The sequence below is a fragment of the Mesorhizobium sp. IMUNJ 23232 genome (assembly GCF_044326205.1).
Taxonomy (GTDB): domain Bacteria; phylum Pseudomonadota; class Alphaproteobacteria; order Rhizobiales; family Rhizobiaceae; genus Kumtagia.
Genome location: NZ_JBIRCY010000003.1, coordinates 44,845 through 62,787, shown reverse-complemented (window position 1 = coordinate 62,787; position 17,943 = coordinate 44,845). Strand labels below are relative to the sequence as shown.

Sequence of the window (17,943 nt, the reverse complement as noted above, 5' to 3'; positions counted from 1 at the left end):
GGAATGAAAGACAAGGACAGAAAGCTCTATTTGTCTTCGATCACGGACAAGCTCGTCCGTGGCGAGATGGGACGCCGCGACTTCCTGCGGCTCGCCGGCAAGCTTGGCCTCGGCGCCGGGGCGCTCGGCATGGGCCTCGGCCCGCGGCCGTATCTCGGCGTCTCCAGCGCGCAGGCGCAGGAAGCCGTACAGCCCTCGGCGGAGGTGATCGCCTGGCTGAAGGAGGTCGGCAAACCGTTCGCCGGCACGACGCTCAAGCTGGCGACGGAATCGACGCCGCCGTCCAATGCGATCAACTCGCAGCTCAAGAAGTATTTCGAGGAAGCGACCGGCATCAAGGTCGAGATCGAGGTGCTGCCGCTGGAGCAGGTGCTGCAGAAGCTGACGCTCGACGTCGCCTCCTCGCTCGGCACCTACGACCTCTATTACATCGACCAGAGCTGGGCGGCGAGTTTCAGCCAAGACGTGTTCGACCCGCGCGAGCAGATCTCGGTCAAGCCGGACCTTGCCATGCCGAACTACAACATCGACGACTTCCTGCCGGCGCTGGTGGACGGCATCGCCAAATACGAGGACCACTGGGTCGGCGTGCCCTACGACATCCCGATCTTCATCATGATCTACCGCAAGGACGTCTATGAGGAACTCGGGCTGAAGGCGCCGACCACCTTCGAGGAGCTCTACAACAACTCCGAGGCCATCACTGACAAGAAGGGTCCGAACCTCTACGGCTACGCCGGCCAGATGAAGTCGGGCCACTATTCGCTGGAATGCGAATGGACTTCTATGCTGTGGGGCCATGGCGGCTCGATCTTCCGCACCGACGGCACCTTCTCCGGCAATGACGAGCAGGGCATCGCCGCGCTCGACTACTACACCAAGCTCAAGGCCACCATGCCTCCGGGCGTCGACGGCTGGACCTGGGACGGCCAGGGCCAGGCGGTGGCGCAGGGCGTCGCAGCCTCGATGCTGTCATGGGGCGAGTTCTTCCCGTATTTCGACGACCCGACGCAGACAAAGGTGTCGGGCCTGTGCGAGGCGGTCATCCCGCCGCAGCCGATCGCGCTGCGCACCGTCAAGGACACCGGCTACGGCGAAATCCCCGGCGTCGGCCACCAGGGCGGCTCGTCGCTGGCGGTGTCGAAATACTCCAAGGCCCCGGACGCGGCGTGGATCTTCATGCAGTGGGCGACTTGCGCCGACACCCAGGCGCTGATCACCGTGCTCGGCGGCGGCACCGGTCCGACCCGCGCCAGCGTCTATGACGACCCGCGCGTCAAGGCCAATGCCCGCGTCGGCGCCGGCACCACGCGCCACCTGCCGGTGGTGCGCGAGACCATCGCCAAATACATGGGCTCGGAGCCGGACCTGCCCGAATGGGCGCAGCTCTCCAGCGACACGATCCCGGTCGGGCTCGGCAAATATTTTGCCGGCGGCTACGGCTCGTCGAAGGAGGCCATGGACGACATCGCCACGCAAGTCGGTGCGGTGATGAAGGGATAGCTCCCAGGACTGGAGGCCGTGGCCAGCGTGCCACGGCCTCCGGCCGCAAATTGACATCGGGAGGGTAAGAAATGGCAGAGAAACCCCTTGTCGCGATCACCGGCGCCAGCTCCGGCATAGGCGAGGCGGCAGCCCGCGCCTTCTCCGCAGCGGGCCATCCGGTTTTGCTGATGGCGCGAAGGTTGGACCGCCTGAACGCGCTCGGCCTGCCCAATGCTGTCATCCGCCAGGTCGACGTGCGTGACCGCGTGGCGCTCGCCAGGGCCGTGGCCGATGCGGAAGCCGAACACGGACCAGTCGACATGATGTTCGCCAATGCCGGCATCGCCCGGCTGGGCGACATCGGCCGGCAGCCGCCGGAAGACTGGGACGAGATGATCGACATCAACACCAAGGGCGTCATGAACAGCGTGCATGCCGTGATGTCGGGCATGATGGCGCGCCGGCAGGGCACGCTGGTGATGATGAGTTCCATCGCCGGCCGAAAGGTCTATCCCGACCATACCGTCTATTGCGGCACGAAATTCTTCGTCCATGCCATCTCGGAAAGCCTGCGCGAATACCTGGCGCCGCATGACGTGCGCGTCATCGTGGTGTCACCCGGCATCATCGACACCGAGGTGCTGGACGGGGTGCGCGACGAGACCACGCTCGCCAACTACAAGGCCAACAAGCAGGCGATCGGCGGCGGCATCTCGGCCGATGTCGTGGCAAAACTGATCCTCGACGCCTACGAACTGCCGCAGCGGGCGATCGTCCAGGAAATCGTGATCACGCCGACCAGGCAGAAATATTGACGGCCGACTGGCCGGCGACAGACGACGGGTGGAGCGCTTTTCATGGCGACAGTGGAATACAAGGGCATCGGCAAATCGTTTGGCGCGGTCAACATCCTGCGCGACGTGTCGTTTCGAATCGAGGACCGCCAGTTCGTCGTGCTGCTAGGGCCCTCGGGCTGCGGCAAGACCACCCTGCTGCGCATGACCGCCGGCCTGGAGAGCGTCAGCGAGGGCGACCTGTTGATCGGCGGCAAGCGGGTCAATGACGTGCACCCGCGCGACCGCGACATCGCCATGGTGTTCCAGAACTACGCGCTCTATCCGACCATGAAGGTCTACGAGAACATCTCGTTCAGCCTCGAAGTGGCGAAGATGCCGCCGGCCGAGATCAAGCAGCGGGTGGAGCGCGCTGCCGAAATTCTCAATCTCACGCCCTACCTGCAGCGCTATCCGAAACAGCTTTCGGGCGGCCAGCGGCAGCGCGTGGCGATGGGCCGCGCCATGGTGCGCGAACCCTCGGTGTTCCTGTTCGACGAGCCGCTATCGAACCTGGACGCCAAGCTGAGAGCGCATATGCGCACCGAGATCAGGCAACTCCACAACCGGCTGAAGACCACGACCATCTACGTCACCCACGATCAGGTCGAGGCGATGACCATGGCCGACGTCATCGTCGTCATGCGCGCCGGCAAGATCGAGCAGATCGGCACGCCCGACGATGTCTACGACCGGCCGGCCAGCAAATATGTGGCTGATTTCATAGGCGCCTCGGCGATCAACTTTTTGCCCGGCACGGCGGTGACGGGGGCGGGGGCGCCCGCCGTCGATACCGCGAGCGGCCGCATTCAACTGGAGGACAACTCCGCCGTGAAGCCGGGCCAGCGCGTCGTGCTCGGCCTGCGCCCGACCGACGTCGTCGTGGCGACAGACGGCCCAGTCGCCGCGCGCGCCGTGCTGCTCGAACGCCTCGGCCACGATGCACAATTGTTCTGCGAGGGTCCCGACGGCCGGTTCGTCGCAGTCGTCGACAAGGCGCTGCGTTTCGAGGAGGGCAGCGAGGTCCGCTTCACCATCCCACCGTCCAAGGTTCATGTCTTCGACGCCGAGACGGAGGCGCGCATCTGAGGTCCGGCGTTGGGACTGGTGAAGAGCGTTTGTCATGTCGCACTCCGTCCAACACCCCTCATCCGACCGCGCTTCGCGCGGCCACCTTCTCCCACAGGGGGAGAAGGGGAGCTCGGCATTTCCGCCTCTGCAAATCGCCAACGTAGGAGATTGGCGGTGAGGTAAACGCGAAACTCCCCCTTCTCCCCTTGTGGGAGAAGGTGGCCGAGCGAAGCGAGGTCGGATGAGGGGTGTTGCGTAGAGCGCGACGCCCCCGTCTGAAGGCGGCCGTAGTTTAACGAGAAATCATAGGAGCCGCCAATGGCAACGATCCTGATACTCGGCGCCGGCGTCATGGGAAGTGCATTGTCAGTGCCGGGCGCCGACAACGGCCACGACGTGCTGCTCGTCGGCTCGCCGCTCGACGGCGAGGCTGTCGCGCGCATGAAAAAACCCGGCGGGGTGCATCCAAAACTGGATCATCCGCTGCCGGCCCGCGTCACGCCGCTTGCGGAAAAGGACCTGACGGCCGCCCATGTCGAGGCGGCCGATATCATCGTGGTCGGCGTCAGCAGCCCAGGCATCCCCTGGGCGGTCGGTCGCCTCAACCAACTGATGACCCGTCGCCGGCCGGTCGCTTTCGTCACCAAGGGGCTGGACAGGGCAGGAGCCTCGCTGTCGACGCTGGCCGAATCCCTGCCGTCGCAACTGCTTGGGATGAAACCCTTCATCGGCATTGGCGGCCCCTGCATCGCCCGCGAGCTCGCCAACCGCAACCCGACAGCCTGCGTCTATGCGTCGGCGGACGGCGAGACGGCGGCAAAAGCCTTCGCGGAGCTGATGGCGACCGGCTATTACCGCCTGTCGACCAGCGACGACGTCACCGGCGTGGAAGCCTGCGCGGCGCTGAAAAATTTCTATGCCATCGGCGTCGCCGCCATGCAGACACGCTATCCCGACGCAGCGCGCGCCGACGGCCAGTCGAAGAACCCGACTGCGGCCGCCTTCACGCAAGCCGCGCTGGAAATGGCGCGGCTGTGTGAGCGTTTTGGCGGGCGGCGGGAAACGGCGTTCGACCTCGCCGGCATCGGCGACCTGCACGTGACCGTCGGCGGCGGCCGCAACAGTAAACTCGGCCACGGCCTCGGGTTCGGTCGCACGGTCTCCGACATGATGACTGGGGAACTCAAGGGCGAGACGGTCGAGGGGATCGACACCGCCCGCATGCTGTCGGCCTGGCTGGAGCCGGCGCCCGGCCTCGATGCGCTTGACCGCGAAAACTTCCCGCTGGCGCTGGCAATCATGGAAGCCGTGCTTCACGACACGCCGTTCGCGTTCGGCTTCAAAGACCTCACCGTGTCCTGATACCAGGGGTCATTCGCCTTGACCGGCGGCGCCGACGGTCAAAATTAACAGCGACTCGCATGAGTGCTGCCCGCGTGGTTTCGCCACGGCAGAGTCGTGACTCAGAGCGTCGGGATATCAGCGGGCAGGACACGCGGATTGGAGGCACTTGCGGTGACCTGCTCCATGGCTCCCACGCCGTCAGCCGAAAGCACCGCGCTTTTCAGAAGTTTCGAATACGGATGCTGCGGATTGTCGAGCACCGCGCGGGCATCGCCTGCCTCGACCACCCGGCCCTTCTGCATGATGATGATGCGGTCGCTGATGTAATAGGCGGTGGCGAGGTCGTGGGTGATGTAGACGATCGACATGCCGAGCTCGTCGCGCAGCGTCTTGAACAGGTAAACGATCGACATGCGCAGCGACGCATCGACCATCGAGACCGGCTCGTCGGCGACGAGCAGCGCCGGGCGCGGGATGAGCGCCCGGGCGATAGCGGTGCGCTGCAACTGGCCGCCGGAAAGCTCGTGCGGGAAGCGCCCTCGGATTTCCGCCAGCGACAGGCCGACTTTTCGCAGCGCCTCGTCGCAGACGCCGTCCACCTCGCCCTTGCCGGCGCGCGCCAGGCGCAAAGCCGTGGCGTAGAGGTAACGGTCGACGCGCTTCAGCGGGTTGAAGGCTTCGTACGGGTTCTGGAAGATCGGCTGAACTTGGCGCATGAAGTCGAGCCGCGCCTTGCGGCCGCGCACCGCCGCCAGCGGCTTGTCGCGAAAACGGATCGTGCCGGCGCTGGCGAAGACCGTGTTGAGGATCATGCGGGCGAGCGTCGTCTTGCCGCTGCCGGATTCGCCGATGATGGCGAAGATTTCCGGCTGCGACGCATTGAGGGCAAAACTCACATCGTCGACGGCGTTGAACGCGGTGCGCGCCAGCAGCCCGCCGGTGGAATAGCCCTTCGTGACCCCTTCGAGGCTGAGCAATGCGCCCGTCATTGGACGAGCCCGATCCGTTGCGCCGGTCCGGATGCCCGTTGCTCGCCGGCCACGGGATTGACCGCATGGCAGGCGACGCGATGGTTCTGGCTGGTCGCGATCATCTCGGGGTTCAGCTCGCTGCAAATCTCCATGGCGAGCGGGCAGCGCGGATGGAACCGGCAGCCGCCCGGCGGGTTGGCCATGTTGGGCGGCGCGCCGCTCAGCGCCTGGCGGGCGGAATTGTCGCCGATCCGCGGCAGGCTGGCGATCAGGTGCTGCGAATACGGGTGCTTCGGGCTTCTGAAAATTTCGGCGGTCGGCGCCTCCTCCACCAGTCGCCCGGCATACATGATGCCGAGCCGATCGGCGATGTTGGCGTGGACCGCCATGTCGTGGGTGACGAAGATCATCGAGGAGCCGATCTCGCGCTGCGCCTCGCGGATCAGTTCCAGCACGCTTTTCTGGACGACCACGTCGAGCGCCGTCGTCGGCTCGTCGGCGATGATGAAATCCGGCCGGCAGACGGTGGCGAGCGCGATGGCGACGCGCTGGCGCATGCCGCCCGAAAGCTCGTGCGGGTAGGCGTCGAGCACGCCCGGCGCGAGTTGCAGGCGCTTCAGATGCGCCACGACGGTTTCGGAAAACCGCTGCCTCGGCAGGCTCATATGCGGGAAGGCGAAATCGTTGAAGGATTCGCGCACGCGCCGCACCGGATTGAGCACGTTCATCGACCCTTGCGGGATATAGGAAAGATGACGCCAGCGGATCGCCGACAGCGCGGCACGGTCGAGCCGGTAGATGTCCCGGTCGAGGAAACTGTAGCGGATCGAGCCGCCGATTACTTCGAGCGGCGGTCGGATGGCTGCGGCGATGGTCTTGATGAAGGTGGTTTTTCCGGAGCTCGATTCGCCGGCGAGCCCGTAGATCTCGTTGCTGCGGACCTTCAGCGAGATGTCGTCGACGGCGCGCACCTCGCGTTCTGTGCCGAAATACTTCATCACGTAGTATGCGCGGAGATTTTTCACCTCGAGCATGATGTCCGACTGCCCGCCGGCGCCGTTGCGTGCGCCGCTCATGCCCCGCCTCCCATGCGCATCAGCCGGCTACGCGGGTCGATGTATTCGTTCATCGAGACCGATAGCAGATAGAGCCCGAGGAAGGTCATGATGACCAGGGCTACGGGGAAAAAAATCCACCACCAGATGCCGGCGACCATCGCCGTATGCTGGTTCGCCCAGTAGATCATCGTGCCGATCGTCGGGGTCTCGATATTGGTGAAACCGATCACCGAAAGTGTCACCTCCAGGCCGATCGACCAGTTCATGTTGTTGAGCGTGGTCGAGAAGACGATGGGCAGAACATAAGGCAGGTGCTCCTCCACCAGTATCTGGCGGGTGCTCATGCCCGAAAAGACGCTCATCGACGTGAACTCGCGGTTCCTGAGGCTGAGCGCCACCGAGCGGATGAGCCGCGCATCGTAGGGCCAGCCGAGCGACGCCATGGCAATCGCCAGCATCGGCCACGACATGTTGTCGTGCATCATGAAGAAGAACAGCACCAGGATCGGAAATAGCGGGATGACGACAAACGTGTCGTTGATCGTCATCAGCACGCGGTCGGTGATGCCACCGGCATAACCGGCGACCAGGCCGATCAGCAGCGACAGCACGCGGCTCATCAGCGCGACCGAAAGGCCGAAGAGCAGCGAATTGCGGATGGCGAGGGTCAATTGCCAGAACACGTCCTGGCCGCGCGAATTGGTGCCGAACGGATAGGCCCAGGAGGGCGGCACGTCGGGCGGCACCACATAGCTGTCGAGCGGCGGATAGGGCGAGAAGAACGAGGCGGCGGCAAAGCCGAAGACGATCAGGATCAGGATCGCGCCGAGTGCGAATTCGAGATTGTAGCGGAAGAGGTCGCGGACGGTTCTCAGCATGGCGTCAACCTTGCGTCACGCGTGGATCGAGCAGCGGATAGACGATGTCGATAACCAGGATCGCCGTCGCCACAGCGATGATCGACACCGACGTGATGCCGAGCACCAGGCTGTAGTCGCCCGCGTTGACGGCCCGGACCAGCAGTGTGCCGAGGCCCGGATAGCCGAACACGACCTCGGTGATGATCGCGCCGTTGAAGATGGCGCCGAGCGACAGCGCCAGCCCCGTCACTTGCGGCGACAGCGCGTTGCGCATGACATAGGAAAACAGGATGCGGCGGCGGTCGACGCCGCCGAGCTCGGCATAGGTGACGTAGTCCTCGGTGACGATGTTCGAAACAAGCGAGCGCATGCCGATGAACCAGGCGCCCATGCCGACCAGCACCAGCGACAGCGCCGGCAGGATGGAGTGCCTGACGATGCTGGCGGCGAAGGCAAAACCCTGGCGGTCGATGTTCATCTCCGCGCCACCGCTGATCGGCAGGATCGGCCAGACAAAACCGAAGACGACGAGGAGGATGAAGGCGACGATGTAATAGGGGATCGGCTGCAGGCTCATCGCCATGATGCCGAGGGCCTTGAGCAGCATGTTGCGGCGGTAGTAGCCGGCCAGCCCGCCGAGAAAATTGCCGACCGTCCAGGCGATCAGCGTCGAGCAGACGAGCAGCCCGACCGTCCAGGGCAGCGCCTGCCAGATCAGAGTCGAGACCGGCGTCGGGAAGGCCGAGAGCGACGGCCCGAAATCGCCGGTCGCCATGCGCCGCCAGAAAGTGACGTATTGTTCCCAGGCCGAGCCCTCCAGGCCGTAGAGCTCGCGCAAGGTCTTGCGCATCACCTCGACCATCTCCGGGCTAGACTGCCCGAACATGGTGACCGAGCTGATCGCCTGCTCGACCGGGTCGATCGGCGTCAGGTGGGTGATGAGATAGGCGACGTTGATGCCGATGAACACGACCAGGATGAATTGTACGAAGCGTCTGGCCAGATAGAGCGCGTAGGTCCTCATCGCTTCGGTCGCGCCGCGGCTTGCGTCATCTCGTCTGCTCCCTGCACCTGAATCACGGAGCGAGGCGGGGTCCGCCGCCGCCTCGCTCGTACGCCCGCCGCTACTGGCTCTTGGCCGGCTTCAGCTTGACGAACATGTATTTGGTGTTCGCCCAGTTCGAGACCGGGTTGGTGTAGGGATTGTCCGCGGTCGGATAACCCGTCCAATAGGTCTCATCCATCATCGTGAACACGTTGTAGGACATCAGCGGGATGGTCGGCATCTCCTTGACCGCCAGCTTGATGTAGTCCTGGCCGAGCTGCTGCACCTTCGGATCGTCGAAGTCGATGGTGCGGATCTGCTCGATGATCTTGTCGAGCTCGGCATTCTTCCAGCGCTGGCGGTTGCGCGGCGGCTGGCGTTCGCCGCGCGGCTTCAGGAATTCCGAGTGCCAGCTATCGAGGAAGAAGGAGAGGTCGGGGTGACCGCCCCAGGTCTCGACGCTCCAGGCGATCGCCGCCTCGAAATCTCCGGATTCCACCCGCGGGAAGAAGTCGGAGGGATAGGCCTGCGTCTTGGCGTCGATGCCGAACTGGCGCCATTGCTGCACGATCATCGTGCCCGCCCGCGTCATCACCGGGCGCTGGTCGCCCTCGACCAGCAGCGTGATGGAGAACGGCGTGCCGTCGGGCTTCATCCACTTGTCGCCCTGCCTGGTGAAGCCGGCGCGCTCCAGAAGCTGGGCAGCCGCTTCCGGATTGGGCTTCCACCAGCCGCGGCCGATGGCTTTCGCAATCTCCTTCGGATCGGTCGGTATCTGCTCGCCCATCGACGGCCGCAGCATGTCGGCGATCTGCTGGCCGACGGTCGGATCGTAGGGCTTGTATTTGCCCTTGCCGGTGTCGATCTCGAACTCTGTGAGCCATTTTTCAAGCGGATCGAAATAGTACTGTCCGTAGAGGCCGGTCGGCGGCACGCCGATCGCCGAGATCGTCGCGGCGCCGCGATAGGAGGCCATCGAAACGGCCTTGATGTCGATCAGCAGCGCCAGCGCCCAGCGGACGTCGGCATTGTCGAACGGCGGCACCTGATGATTGAACATCACGCCCGGAAGCGTCGGGTCGGGATGGGCGTAGGGAAAACCCTTGAACCAGCCATGCGAGGTCGGCGACTGCTTGACCAGCGTGAACACGCCCTCCGGCGAGGTGTCGTGTATGATGTCGAGCTGGTGGTTGAGCTGCAGGATCACGCGCTTGTCGGGCGGGCCGGGATCGATATAGGCGGCATATTTCGGGCCGGGCTCGCCGAAGCGGGCAAGCGTCGTGCGCTGCCAGTCCTCGCGTTTCTCCCAGATGTACCATTTGCCGTTCGGGTCGAAGCTGTGAAGCTTGTAGGGGCCGATGGTGACCGGCGGGTTGAAGTCGAACTTGGTCGGGTCGGCGACCTTCTCGAACACATGTTTCGGCATGATCCACGCCGCGTTCCAGCGCACGGTGAAGGTGGCGTGGAAGCGCGAATTCGGCCGCTTCAGCTTGAACACCACCGTGCGCTTGTCCGGCGCGGTCACCGTGTCGACGCTGGCCGCGAAGACCGGCCCCCAGATCATGCTGGGGTTCTTGATCTGGGTCTCGACCGTGTAGACGACGTCGTCGGCGGTGAACTCCACGCCGTCGCTCCAGAAGATGCCGTCGCGCAGTTTCACCGTCATCTCGGTGAAGTCGGCATTGTATTGCGGCTTGTCGGCGGCCAGCGAGTTGTCCCACACGCCGTCGATGCCGGCATCCGGATCGATGTACCAGAGCGTGTCCATTCCGAGTTGCTGCAGGCCGGTCGAGTTGCCGCCGCGGGCCACCATCCAGATGTTGAACCAGGGCGGGTTGGTGATCGTGCCCTGCGGGTTCTCGATGATGATGGTTTCTTCGCGCGGCAGGTTCGAGATGTCTTGAGCAAGCGCGGCGGATGCCGCCAACAACGCGCTTGTTATGAACGCCAGGGCTCGCAGGATGCGCATCGCAGTTCCTCCCTTTGCCAGTCGCATCGATAGTGGATGGCTTATTGTCGTTGGGGAAGGAAGCTAACCCGGTCCGCCGGAGTGGTCAATAGAAGCTGATACATATCGTATTCTATGATACAAATGTGACGGCCGGACCCTATTTGCTTGCCTTCCGCCGGGCTCAACAAAGGCCGAGCCCGGCCACAAAATCTCAAACCGAGGTTCAGGCCGACAGCCGGATCAGATTGTAGGAGCGCGGCTTCAGGCGGCACCAGATGCGGCCCTCCTCGATGAGCGTGCCGTCCTGCTTTTGCGGCTTCACCACGTCCGGAGCATCGGCGCTGTTCACCGCCTTCAGGTCCGGATGATGGATGAGGATATGCTCGATCAGCCGGGCCGCCGGAAAGCCGGCGAGATCGACGGTGAGTTCGGTTTCCTCGTCCGGATGTTTGTTGATCACGAACAGCGCGATCGTGCCATCCGCTGCATCGTGTACGGCGGCGACGTCGACATAAGGCACGTCGTCGGCCGCCTTGGCGTCGTAGCGCGGCGCGTCGACCACGACGGCCAGGCTTTCGCCGCGTCCGTGGCGCGAGGCGAACAGGTACGGGTAAAAGATGGTGTGCCGGAAGGCGCGCCCGCCGGGCTCGGTGGTGATCGGGGCGATGGCGTTGACGAGCTGCGCGATACAGGCGATGCGCACCCGGTCGGCGCGGCGGATGAAGGTGTTGAGGATGCAGCCGACGACCAGCACGTCCTCGAAATTATAGACTTCCTCCAGCAGCGCCGGCGCCGCCGGCCAGTTCCAGCTCTTGAAATTGTCGTTGTCCTGGCGCCGGCAATGATACCAGACGTTCCACTCGTCGAAGGAGATATGGATGTCGTTCTTGGCGCGTTTCTTGGCCTTCACATAGTCGATCACGCCGCTGACGGTCTGGATGTAGCGGTCGAGAATGGCCGGCTTGGCGAGGAAATTGAGATAGTCGTCCTCGTAATTCTCGAAATACATGTGCAGCGACAGGTAATCGACGTTTTCGTAGCACTCGCCCAGCACATCGGCCTCCCATTGCGGGTAGGACGGCATGAAGCTGTGCGAGCTGCCGCAGGCGACGAGCTGCAGCGTCGGATCGAACGCCTTCATCGCCTTCGCCGTCTCGTTGGCGATGCGGCCATACTCGTGAGCCGTCTTGTGGCCGACCTGCCAGGGTCCGTCCATCTCGTTGCCGAGGCACCACAGTTTTACGTTGTAAGGCTCGCGCCGGCCGTTCTTGATACGCAGGTCGCTCCAGTGGCTGCCGCTGGGGTGGTTGCAATATTCGAGCAGCCCGCGCGCCTCGTCGAGGCCGCGCGAGCCGAGATTGACCGCCAGCATCAGCTCGGTGCCCGCCGCCTCGCACCAGGCCGCGAACTCGTCGATGCCGACCTCGTTGGTCTCCTTGGTGCGCCAGGCATAGTCGAGCCTGACCGGCCGGCTCTCCTTCGGGCCGATCCCGTCCTCCCAATTGTAGGCGGAGACGAAATTGCCGCCGGGATAGCGGGTCACCGGCACGTTCAACTCGCGCACCAGCTCGATCACGTCGCGGCGGAACCCCCGCTCGTCGGCGGTCGGATGTCCGGGCTCGTAGATGCCGGTATAGACCGCGCGGCCCAGATGTTCGAGAAATGCGCCGTAGACGCGGTCGTCGATCCGGCCGATTCGAAAATCCTTATGGATCGTGGCTTTGGCCTTCATGGCGTTTCCCCTGATTATATCAGATATTTGGATATGTATCCGTATTATCTGATCCCGATCGGGGTGGAGGTGTCAACCCTCCTTGTTGCTGGGTCGTGTCTCAGTCTGAATTTCGGTTTTCGACCCCATTGCGGACGCACAGCTATCGCACGAGCCGGTATCGCTGCATCACGTAGAAAAGAGTTTCGGCGTGTGTGGCAAGTTCGTCAGGAACCTCAAGCCGAACGTGTAGCACCTCTGTTCCTCGGTCAATGCCGAGCGACGCTGTAATCAGTCTCGGTCCGTCAAAATCTGCAGATGCCCAGCGCGGTGGGGTATCGTCAGTATTCGACCCTTCGATGTCATCACGCAAAATTTTGAACAAACCCTCATCGAGGCGTTCGCCTGACATGTTCTGAAGCTCGTCAAGCAACACGTTCAAATTTGATAGGTATACCCAGTTTGCGACCGTTGCCATCGAAAGACATCCATGCACCGTGTGTTTGAACAACCCAAATATCAGATGCCTGAGTCAGCTTTCCACTCGAAACCGACTTCAAACTGAGACACCGCGCGGCCTGCGCCCGCAGCTAGTGTCAGGCCGGGGTTCTGCCGCGTTCCGGGTCCGGCTTGAGATGCAGCCGCAGGATGATGTCCTGGTCGTGATTGCCAAAACCCTTGCCGAAAATGTTGAGGCCGCCGGGGTGCTCGGCGTGCTCGTCGATGCCGACCCGCAGCCGGATCGAATGATGCTCGGCAAGGTGAAGCTGCTCCAGCGTCACGTCCGATGTCTTGGCGCCGTCGAGAAAAGTGCCGCTGCCGGTGATCTTCCAGGTCTTCAGATGGCCGTATTGCGAGCCTTCGAGCTTCCACCAGCGCGGCGTGTAGATGCCGCGCTTGTCGCCGAAATCGCCGGGCGAGGTCCAGGTGCCGACCAGCACGTCGTTTACCCAGATGCTTACGTCCGACGGCCAGTTGGCGTTGGTTCCCGGCACTTCGGAGGACAGTTCCATGCTGAATTCCAGCGCTTCAATTTCCGCCTTCAATATCTTGGCGTTGTTGGGGAATTTGTATTCGACATGGCCGCGCTCGAACCAGATCAGCCCGGCCTTCATCCTGTCGGGGTCGAGAAAGTAGTCCGGCACGTCGAGCAGGCCGATGACGGATTCGCTCGAACAGAGGCCGCAAGGCGGGGACACGGCGCAGTTGGTATAAAGGCCGAGCGGCATCGACAGTTCGATGACGTTGGTGCGGGTCTTCACGTCGTAATCGTCGAAGCGCAGCACGATCTCGTCGAAGCGCGCCGCGCACAGTTTCTGCTGGCCCTTGCTTGCCTTCACCGTCTCCGTGCGGATCAGGTCGCAGCTTTCGAGCACCTGGATGTTGGTCGCCACCGTCGATTGCGGCAGGGAAAGCGCCTCGCTGATCTCGTTGACGTTCAGCGCCCCGCGCGCATGCAGCAGCTTGAGGATGTTGATGCGCACGGGCGACGAAAGGCCCTTCAGCACCTCCAGCCCGTCGGTGGCGTTGATCGTCAGAAAATTGCGGTTGTTCTTGAGCGGCAGGTCCATGCTTAGGCGTCCGGGCCGCGTCGAGCGACCATATCAGATTTCCTGATGCATACCAGAATTTGCCGATCCTTCAAGTTCGCATTGCACGGCGGGGGCGGATGTCGGCCTGTTTGGTCATGCTTGTTACGCAAGAATCCACGTGGCGCACGATCAACTCTCTGTTTCTGCTTGGTTTTACAAGCATGACATTGTTTTCGAACGACTGTTCGCCCAGGTCGGGAGGACCGTGAGGCACGCTGCTGTCCTTCGAAAAATTGAACCTTTTCAATGTGTTGCGCTGACAGCGTGGTGGCTGATTCGTCATCGTCAAGGATTATTTTCTTAGAACGCTTGTATTTGTTCCCTATCTGTTCCATGAATGCTGGCCTTGTCCGGAGGAGGCGGCGGTGGAGTATGGAGACGCGAGTGCCACGATCGAGCGATACCGGCAGGCGCTGAAGCATATCCTCTTGATGCTGGTCGGCATGGCCGAGATGGGGTTTTGCAAGGTGGGCGCTCGAGAGCCAGGCGCTGGGGGACAGTTTACTTTCTTCCCGCAGAAGGGCGAAGCCGCTTCAAGGCTGGAGCAGGCGGAAAAAAGTAAACTGTCCCCGGCACTTAATCCCGCACTTACGCTTCCCCGCCACCTCTACCGCGCCATTCTTCTCATGCTGCGCCCGGCCGAATCCGCCGCCCGCCGCCTGATCATCGCGGCTGCGCAAGGCATCGTGGTGACGCTGCCGCCGTTTCGTCCGCGAAAGCTCAAGCCGAAAATTTCCGACACGGTGGCCGCCATGCGCCGCCTCGGCCTTGCCGTCGCCCTGTCGAGAGAAGACTTTGCCCGCTATGAAGCCGAACGGAAAGCCGCCGAACGGCGCACTGCCAGGCCGCGTGGACAAAACCTTTCGCTGCTCGATGCGCTGAAATATCCGTTCCGCATCCGCCGCAAATATGTGCCGGCGCATGCCGTGCCGCGCATCCGGTCGCTCACCGACGACGCGCCGTATGTCCCCCTGCCGCCGCCTCCGTCGGGCGACGATCCGATGAATGCGGCAAAACTGACGCTCAGGCTGGACGCGCTGGGTCAGGCACTCGACGATCTTCCCGGCCAGGCGCAGCGTTTCGCCCGCTGGAAGGCGCGCAACGACGCAGGCCTTCAACGCGACAAGCAGGCCCGCGACGCGGCGGCGGCGAGCGGCAAGCAGGATTCGGTCCGGTTCCGGCGTTTTTCGCCGCTGCGGCGCGGGCGGCCGCCCGGCGGAAGATTGCCGCGCTTCGATCCGGACGCGCCGCGCCGCAAGAACATCCGCGAGGTCGACGAGATCCTGGCGCACGCCAATGCGATGGCCTACTACGCGCTGGAGCCGCCGAGGCGGGATACGTCGTGACGGCACAACCAGCCGACCCGGCGAGTGTCGAAAAGCAAACTATCTGAAAGACTTAATGCCAACCGGAAAAGGAACCGGGGCGTGGCGACGAAGACGGCTGCATGCAGGGGACAGTTTACTTTTCCGCAGAAGGACGCAGCCGCTTCAGGGTTAGCGCGGGCGGAAAAGTAAACTGTCCCCGGCGTTTTGCGCCATTCCGGCCGCCGCCATTTTGTCCCATACGCCGGGCATCCGAAGCCCCTCAGTACGGCGTGTCGCCGCCATCGACGTTGATCGACTGCCCGCGAATGATCTCGGCGGCGTCGGACAACAGGAACGCCACGACGCGGCCGACCTCGACCGGCTGGATGTGGCGGCCGAGCTGCTGCGGCACCATGGTCTTCAGCAGTTCGCCGGAATCCTGACCGAGGCGCGGGCCGAGGAAGTCGGCGACGTTCTTCAGCATGTCGGTCGCCACGCCGCCGGGGCAGACGGCGTTGACGTTGATGCCCTTGTCGACCCATTCCATCGACAGCGAGCGCGTCAGGCTGATCACCGCCGCCTTCGAGGCGTTGTAGCCGGCCATGTTGCGGTAGCCGACCTTGCCGGCGTTGGAGGCGATGTTGACGATCGCGCCCTTGCCCGAAAAATGCCGCGCGGCAATCTGCGAGGCGAGCAGCACGCCCTTGACGTTGATGGCGAGCTCCAGGTCGAGCCCGGCGGGGCTGGTCTCGTCGGCCGGGCCGAGCCGGACGATACCGGCATTGTTGACCAGGCCGTCGAGCCGTCCCATGCGCTTGACCAGCGCGGCGAACGCTACTTCGAGACCGGCCGGCTCGGTCACGTCGGCGGCGAAGGCGGCGACGCGGTCGCCCGCGTCCTGCGCAACCGCCGCCTGGTCCGCCTTGGCGAGATCGAGGTCGATCAGGCCGACCCGTCCGCCGGCTTCCAGGACGGCTTGCGCGATGCCGCGAGCGATTCCGCCGGCTCCGCCCGTCACGGCGATCACTCTGTTTTCAAGTGTTTTCATTGCCAGATTTCCCATGCTTTTTCTCACCAGGTCGGGCGGGCCCTGACGCCGCCATCGACGACCAGATCGGCGCCGGTGATCCAGCGCGCCGCGTCGGACGCCAGGAACAGCGCAGCGTCGGCTATGTCGTCGGGACGGCCGAGCCTTGGCAGCGCGGCGGCGGCCTTCCACCGGCCCACGCCTTCCGGCCAGCCCTCCTCGATGCCGTCGCGATGGATCAGTCCGGGGCTTATCGAATTGATCCGGATGCCAAACGCACCGAATTCCAGCGCCGCGGCCTTCGTGAACATCAAGAGCGCGGCCTTGGAAGTGGCGTAGTGGCCATGGCCGGGGGCGGGATTGTGGCCCTCGATCGAGGCGATGTTGACGACCGAACCGGGCCTGCCGGCTTTGCGCGCCTGCTCGACGAAGGCGCGGACAAGCAGGAATGGCCCGGCGACATTCGCCGCCATCATGGCGCTCCAGTCGCCTTCCGACATGTCGGCCAGCATCCGCACCGGCTGCTGGCCGGCATTGTTGACCAGGATGTCTGCACTGCCGAATTCGGCCACGGCCCGCCCGACAAGATCGGCAGCCTCCTTGCCCGACGAGACGTCGGCCTGGCAGGAAAGGGCCTTGCCGCCGGTGGAGCGGATTGCCTCCGCCACCCTTTCTGCGCTGTCGCGGTTGCTGTTGTAGTGGCAGACGACATTGGCCCCGGCCTCGCCGAAGCGTCGTGCGATGCCGGCGCCGATGCCCCCGCTGGCGCCGGTGATGATGGCTGTCCTGCCGGAGAGGTCGAGCAGCGAAGCGACGGGTGGTGCGGCGGTCATTGGCATGTCCTCAATTTGCGCGCCCCGGCAGCGCCGGCAGCAATTCCTTCAGGATGGCGGCGATCTTCTCGCCGCAGATGGCGGCCACGGCGAATACCGATTCGACCGTGTCCGGCTGCTGGTCGGGGCCGCCGGTCGCGGCGTTCGCAACCGCGGAGAGGCCGAGCACCTTCATGCCGGCATGGTTCGCGGCGATCACCTCCATCACGGTCGACATGCCGACGGCATCGCCTCCCGCCGATCGGAAGAACCTGCGCTCCGCCGACGTCTCCAGTTCCGGCCCGTTGACGCCGCAATAGATGCCGCGGCGGATCGCAGTGCCCGCACGGGCAGCCGCGTCGTCGGCAAGCCGCCGAAGGTGCGGATCGTAGAGCCTGGACTGGTCGGGGAAGCGCAATCCGATCGCGTCGTCATTGGGGCCGATCAACGGGCTCGCACCTGTGAAGTTCAGGTGATCCTCGATCAGCATGACGTCGCCGGCGTCGAAATCGGCATTCAGCCCTCCCGACGCATTGGTGACTACCAGAACGCCCGCGCCGAGCCGCTGCAGCAGATAGACGGCGAGCCCGATGTCACGCGGCGCCCAGCCCTCGTAGAGATGCAGCCGGCCCTGCATCATCACCACGCGGCGCGAAAACAGCGTGCCGATGACCAACTGGCCCTTGTGTCCCGGCGCGGTCGAGACCGGGAAGCCGTCGATCTCGCCGTATGGGATGATCGTCGCGTCGGTGACGGCATCGGCCAACTGGCCGAGGCCGGAGCCGAGCATGATGGCTATGTCGCACGGCGCGCCGGCGCGGTCGCGGATCGAGGCATGGGCACGATCGAGGCGCACGAGTTGGCTGTCGGGCATGG

The 17,943-nt window shown here is 64.0% G+C and carries 16 protein-coding genes; 5 read left to right on the top strand and 11 right to left on the bottom strand.

What is annotated here, in order from left to right:
* Positions 1 to 3 precede the first annotated feature (3 nt).
* From ACH196_RS03125 to ACH196_RS03110, 4 genes are all read left to right on the top strand, one after another.
* Positions 4 to 1,503: an ABC transporter substrate-binding protein gene (locus ACH196_RS03125; protein WP_396644862.1), complete on the top strand. Its 1,500-nt coding sequence runs from the start codon at positions 4 to 6 to the stop codon at positions 1,501 to 1,503.
* A gap of 71 nt (positions 1,504 to 1,574) precedes the next feature.
* The gene (locus tag ACH196_RS03120; RefSeq protein WP_396644861.1) at positions 1,575 to 2,300 is read left to right on the top strand and encodes an SDR family oxidoreductase; all 726 of its coding nucleotides are present in this window, start codon (positions 1,575 to 1,577) and stop codon (positions 2,298 to 2,300) included.
* 42 nt (positions 2,301 to 2,342) lie between these two features.
* A complete protein-coding gene (locus ACH196_RS03115; protein ID WP_396644860.1) occupies positions 2,343 to 3,407 on the top strand; it encodes an ABC transporter ATP-binding protein in 1,065 nt (354 codons plus the stop codon).
* 300 nt (positions 3,408 to 3,707) lie between these two features.
* Positions 3,708 to 4,751, top strand: a complete 1,044-nt coding sequence (locus ACH196_RS03110) for a glycerol-3-phosphate dehydrogenase (RefSeq protein ID WP_396644858.1) — start codon at positions 3,708 to 3,710, stop codon at positions 4,749 to 4,751.
* A 101-nt stretch (positions 4,752 to 4,852) separates the two neighbouring features.
* Here the strand turns inward: ACH196_RS03110 and ACH196_RS03105 are convergent, their stop codons facing one another.
* From ACH196_RS03105 to ACH196_RS03070, 8 genes are all read right to left on the bottom strand, one after another.
* Positions 4,853 to 5,722, bottom strand: coding sequence for an ABC transporter ATP-binding protein (locus tag ACH196_RS03105; RefSeq protein WP_396644856.1), 870 nt, complete (start codon positions 5,720 to 5,722; stop codon positions 4,853 to 4,855).
* Positions 5,719 to 6,780 (bottom strand): ABC transporter ATP-binding protein, encoded by a 1,062-nt coding sequence (locus ACH196_RS03100; RefSeq protein WP_396644854.1) that lies wholly within the window; start codon positions 6,778 to 6,780, stop codon positions 5,719 to 5,721. Before ACH196_RS03100 ends, ACH196_RS03105 begins: the two co-directional genes overlap by 4 nt.
* Complete coding sequence (locus ACH196_RS03095; protein ID WP_396644853.1) at positions 6,777 to 7,640, bottom strand: ABC transporter permease; 864 nt, start codon at positions 7,638 to 7,640, stop codon at positions 6,777 to 6,779. Before ACH196_RS03095 ends, ACH196_RS03100 begins: the two co-directional genes overlap by 4 nt.
* 4 nt (positions 7,641 to 7,644) lie before the next feature.
* Positions 7,645 to 8,646: an ABC transporter permease gene (locus ACH196_RS03090; protein ID WP_396644852.1), complete on the bottom strand. Its 1,002-nt coding sequence runs from the start codon at positions 8,644 to 8,646 to the stop codon at positions 7,645 to 7,647.
* 100 nt (positions 8,647 to 8,746) lie between these two features.
* Complete coding sequence (locus ACH196_RS03085) at positions 8,747 to 10,636, bottom strand: ABC transporter substrate-binding protein (RefSeq protein WP_396644851.1); 1,890 nt, start codon at positions 10,634 to 10,636, stop codon at positions 8,747 to 8,749.
* A gap of 205 nt (positions 10,637 to 10,841) precedes the next feature.
* On the bottom strand, positions 10,842 to 12,350 hold the full coding sequence (locus tag ACH196_RS03080) for an alpha-N-arabinofuranosidase (protein ID WP_396644849.1): 1,509 nt from the start codon (positions 12,348 to 12,350) through the stop codon (positions 10,842 to 10,844).
* 142 nt (positions 12,351 to 12,492) lie between these two features.
* Positions 12,493 to 12,807 carry a hypothetical protein gene (locus ACH196_RS03075; protein ID WP_396644847.1) on the bottom strand — a complete coding sequence of 105 codons (315 nt, stop codon included), beginning with the start codon at positions 12,805 to 12,807 and terminating at the stop codon, positions 12,493 to 12,495.
* Positions 12,808 to 12,925: 118 nt separating this feature from the next.
* The gene (locus tag ACH196_RS03070) at positions 12,926 to 13,900 is read right to left on the bottom strand and encodes an ArsR/SmtB family transcription factor (RefSeq protein ID WP_396644845.1); all 975 of its coding nucleotides are present in this window, start codon (positions 13,898 to 13,900) and stop codon (positions 12,926 to 12,928) included.
* A 386-nt stretch (positions 13,901 to 14,286) separates the two neighbouring features.
* On the opposite strand from ACH196_RS03070, the gene ACH196_RS03065 reads away from it, so the two are divergent.
* Positions 14,287 to 15,267 (top strand): hypothetical protein, encoded by a 981-nt coding sequence (locus ACH196_RS03065; protein WP_396644843.1) that lies wholly within the window; start codon positions 14,287 to 14,289, stop codon positions 15,265 to 15,267.
* A 241-nt stretch (positions 15,268 to 15,508) separates the two neighbouring features.
* Here the strand turns inward: ACH196_RS03065 and ACH196_RS03060 are convergent, their stop codons facing one another.
* The 3 genes from ACH196_RS03060 to ACH196_RS03050 are packed head-to-tail and all read right to left on the bottom strand — an operon-like array spanning position 15,509 to position 17,941.
* The gene (locus ACH196_RS03060) at positions 15,509 to 16,276 is read right to left on the bottom strand and encodes an SDR family NAD(P)-dependent oxidoreductase (protein WP_396644841.1); all 768 of its coding nucleotides are present in this window, start codon (positions 16,274 to 16,276) and stop codon (positions 15,509 to 15,511) included.
* Between the two features lie 23 nt (positions 16,277 to 16,299).
* Positions 16,300 to 17,088, bottom strand: a complete 789-nt coding sequence (locus tag ACH196_RS03055; RefSeq protein WP_396644839.1) for an SDR family NAD(P)-dependent oxidoreductase — start codon at positions 17,086 to 17,088, stop codon at positions 16,300 to 16,302.
* A 10-nt stretch (positions 17,089 to 17,098) separates the two neighbouring features.
* On the bottom strand, positions 17,099 to 17,941 hold the full coding sequence (locus tag ACH196_RS03050; protein WP_396644838.1) for a purine-nucleoside phosphorylase: 843 nt from the start codon (positions 17,939 to 17,941) through the stop codon (positions 17,099 to 17,101).
* Between the last annotated feature and the right edge of the window lie 2 nt (positions 17,942 to 17,943).

What these genes read in the sequence shown, in the direction of transcription:
- ACH196_RS03070 (WP_396644845.1), bottom strand. Translation starts at nt 13,900, where the DNA reads ATGGACCTGCCGCTCAAGAACAACCGCAATTTTCTGACGATCAACGCC.
- ACH196_RS03090 (WP_396644852.1), bottom strand. Translation starts at nt 8,646, where the DNA reads ATGAGGACCTACGCGCTCTATCTGGCCAGACGCTTCGTACAATTCATC.
- ACH196_RS03075 (WP_396644847.1), bottom strand. Translation starts at nt 12,807, where the DNA reads ATGGCAACGGTCGCAAACTGGGTATACCTATCAAATTTGAACGTGTTG.
- ACH196_RS03085 (WP_396644851.1), bottom strand. Translation starts at nt 10,636, where the DNA reads ATGCGCATCCTGCGAGCCCTGGCGTTCATAACAAGCGCGTTGTTGGCG.
- ACH196_RS03080 (WP_396644849.1), bottom strand. Translation starts at nt 12,350, where the DNA reads ATGAAGGCCAAAGCCACGATCCATAAGGATTTTCGAATCGGCCGGATC.
- ACH196_RS03095 (WP_396644853.1), bottom strand. Translation starts at nt 7,640, where the DNA reads ATGCTGAGAACCGTCCGCGACCTCTTCCGCTACAATCTCGAATTCGCA.
- ACH196_RS03105 (WP_396644856.1), bottom strand. Translation starts at nt 5,722, where the DNA reads ATGACGGGCGCATTGCTCAGCCTCGAAGGGGTCACGAAGGGCTATTCC.
- ACH196_RS03050 (WP_396644838.1), bottom strand. Translation starts at nt 17,941, where the DNA reads ATGCCCGACAGCCAACTCGTGCGCCTCGATCGTGCCCATGCCTCGATC.
- ACH196_RS03115 (WP_396644860.1), top strand. Translation starts at nt 2,343, where the DNA reads ATGGCGACAGTGGAATACAAGGGCATCGGCAAATCGTTTGGCGCGGTC.
- ACH196_RS03110 (WP_396644858.1), top strand. Translation starts at nt 3,708, where the DNA reads ATGGCAACGATCCTGATACTCGGCGCCGGCGTCATGGGAAGTGCATTG.
- ACH196_RS03100 (WP_396644854.1), bottom strand. Translation starts at nt 6,780, where the DNA reads ATGAGCGGCGCACGCAACGGCGCCGGCGGGCAGTCGGACATCATGCTC.
- ACH196_RS03120 (WP_396644861.1), top strand. Translation starts at nt 1,575, where the DNA reads ATGGCAGAGAAACCCCTTGTCGCGATCACCGGCGCCAGCTCCGGCATA.
- ACH196_RS03055 (WP_396644839.1), bottom strand. Translation starts at nt 17,088, where the DNA reads ATGACCGCCGCACCACCCGTCGCTTCGCTGCTCGACCTCTCCGGCAGG.
- ACH196_RS03060 (WP_396644841.1), bottom strand. Translation starts at nt 16,276, where the DNA reads ATGAAAACACTTGAAAACAGAGTGATCGCCGTGACGGGCGGAGCCGGC.
- ACH196_RS03125 (WP_396644862.1), top strand. Translation starts at nt 4, where the DNA reads ATGAAAGACAAGGACAGAAAGCTCTATTTGTCTTCGATCACGGACAAG.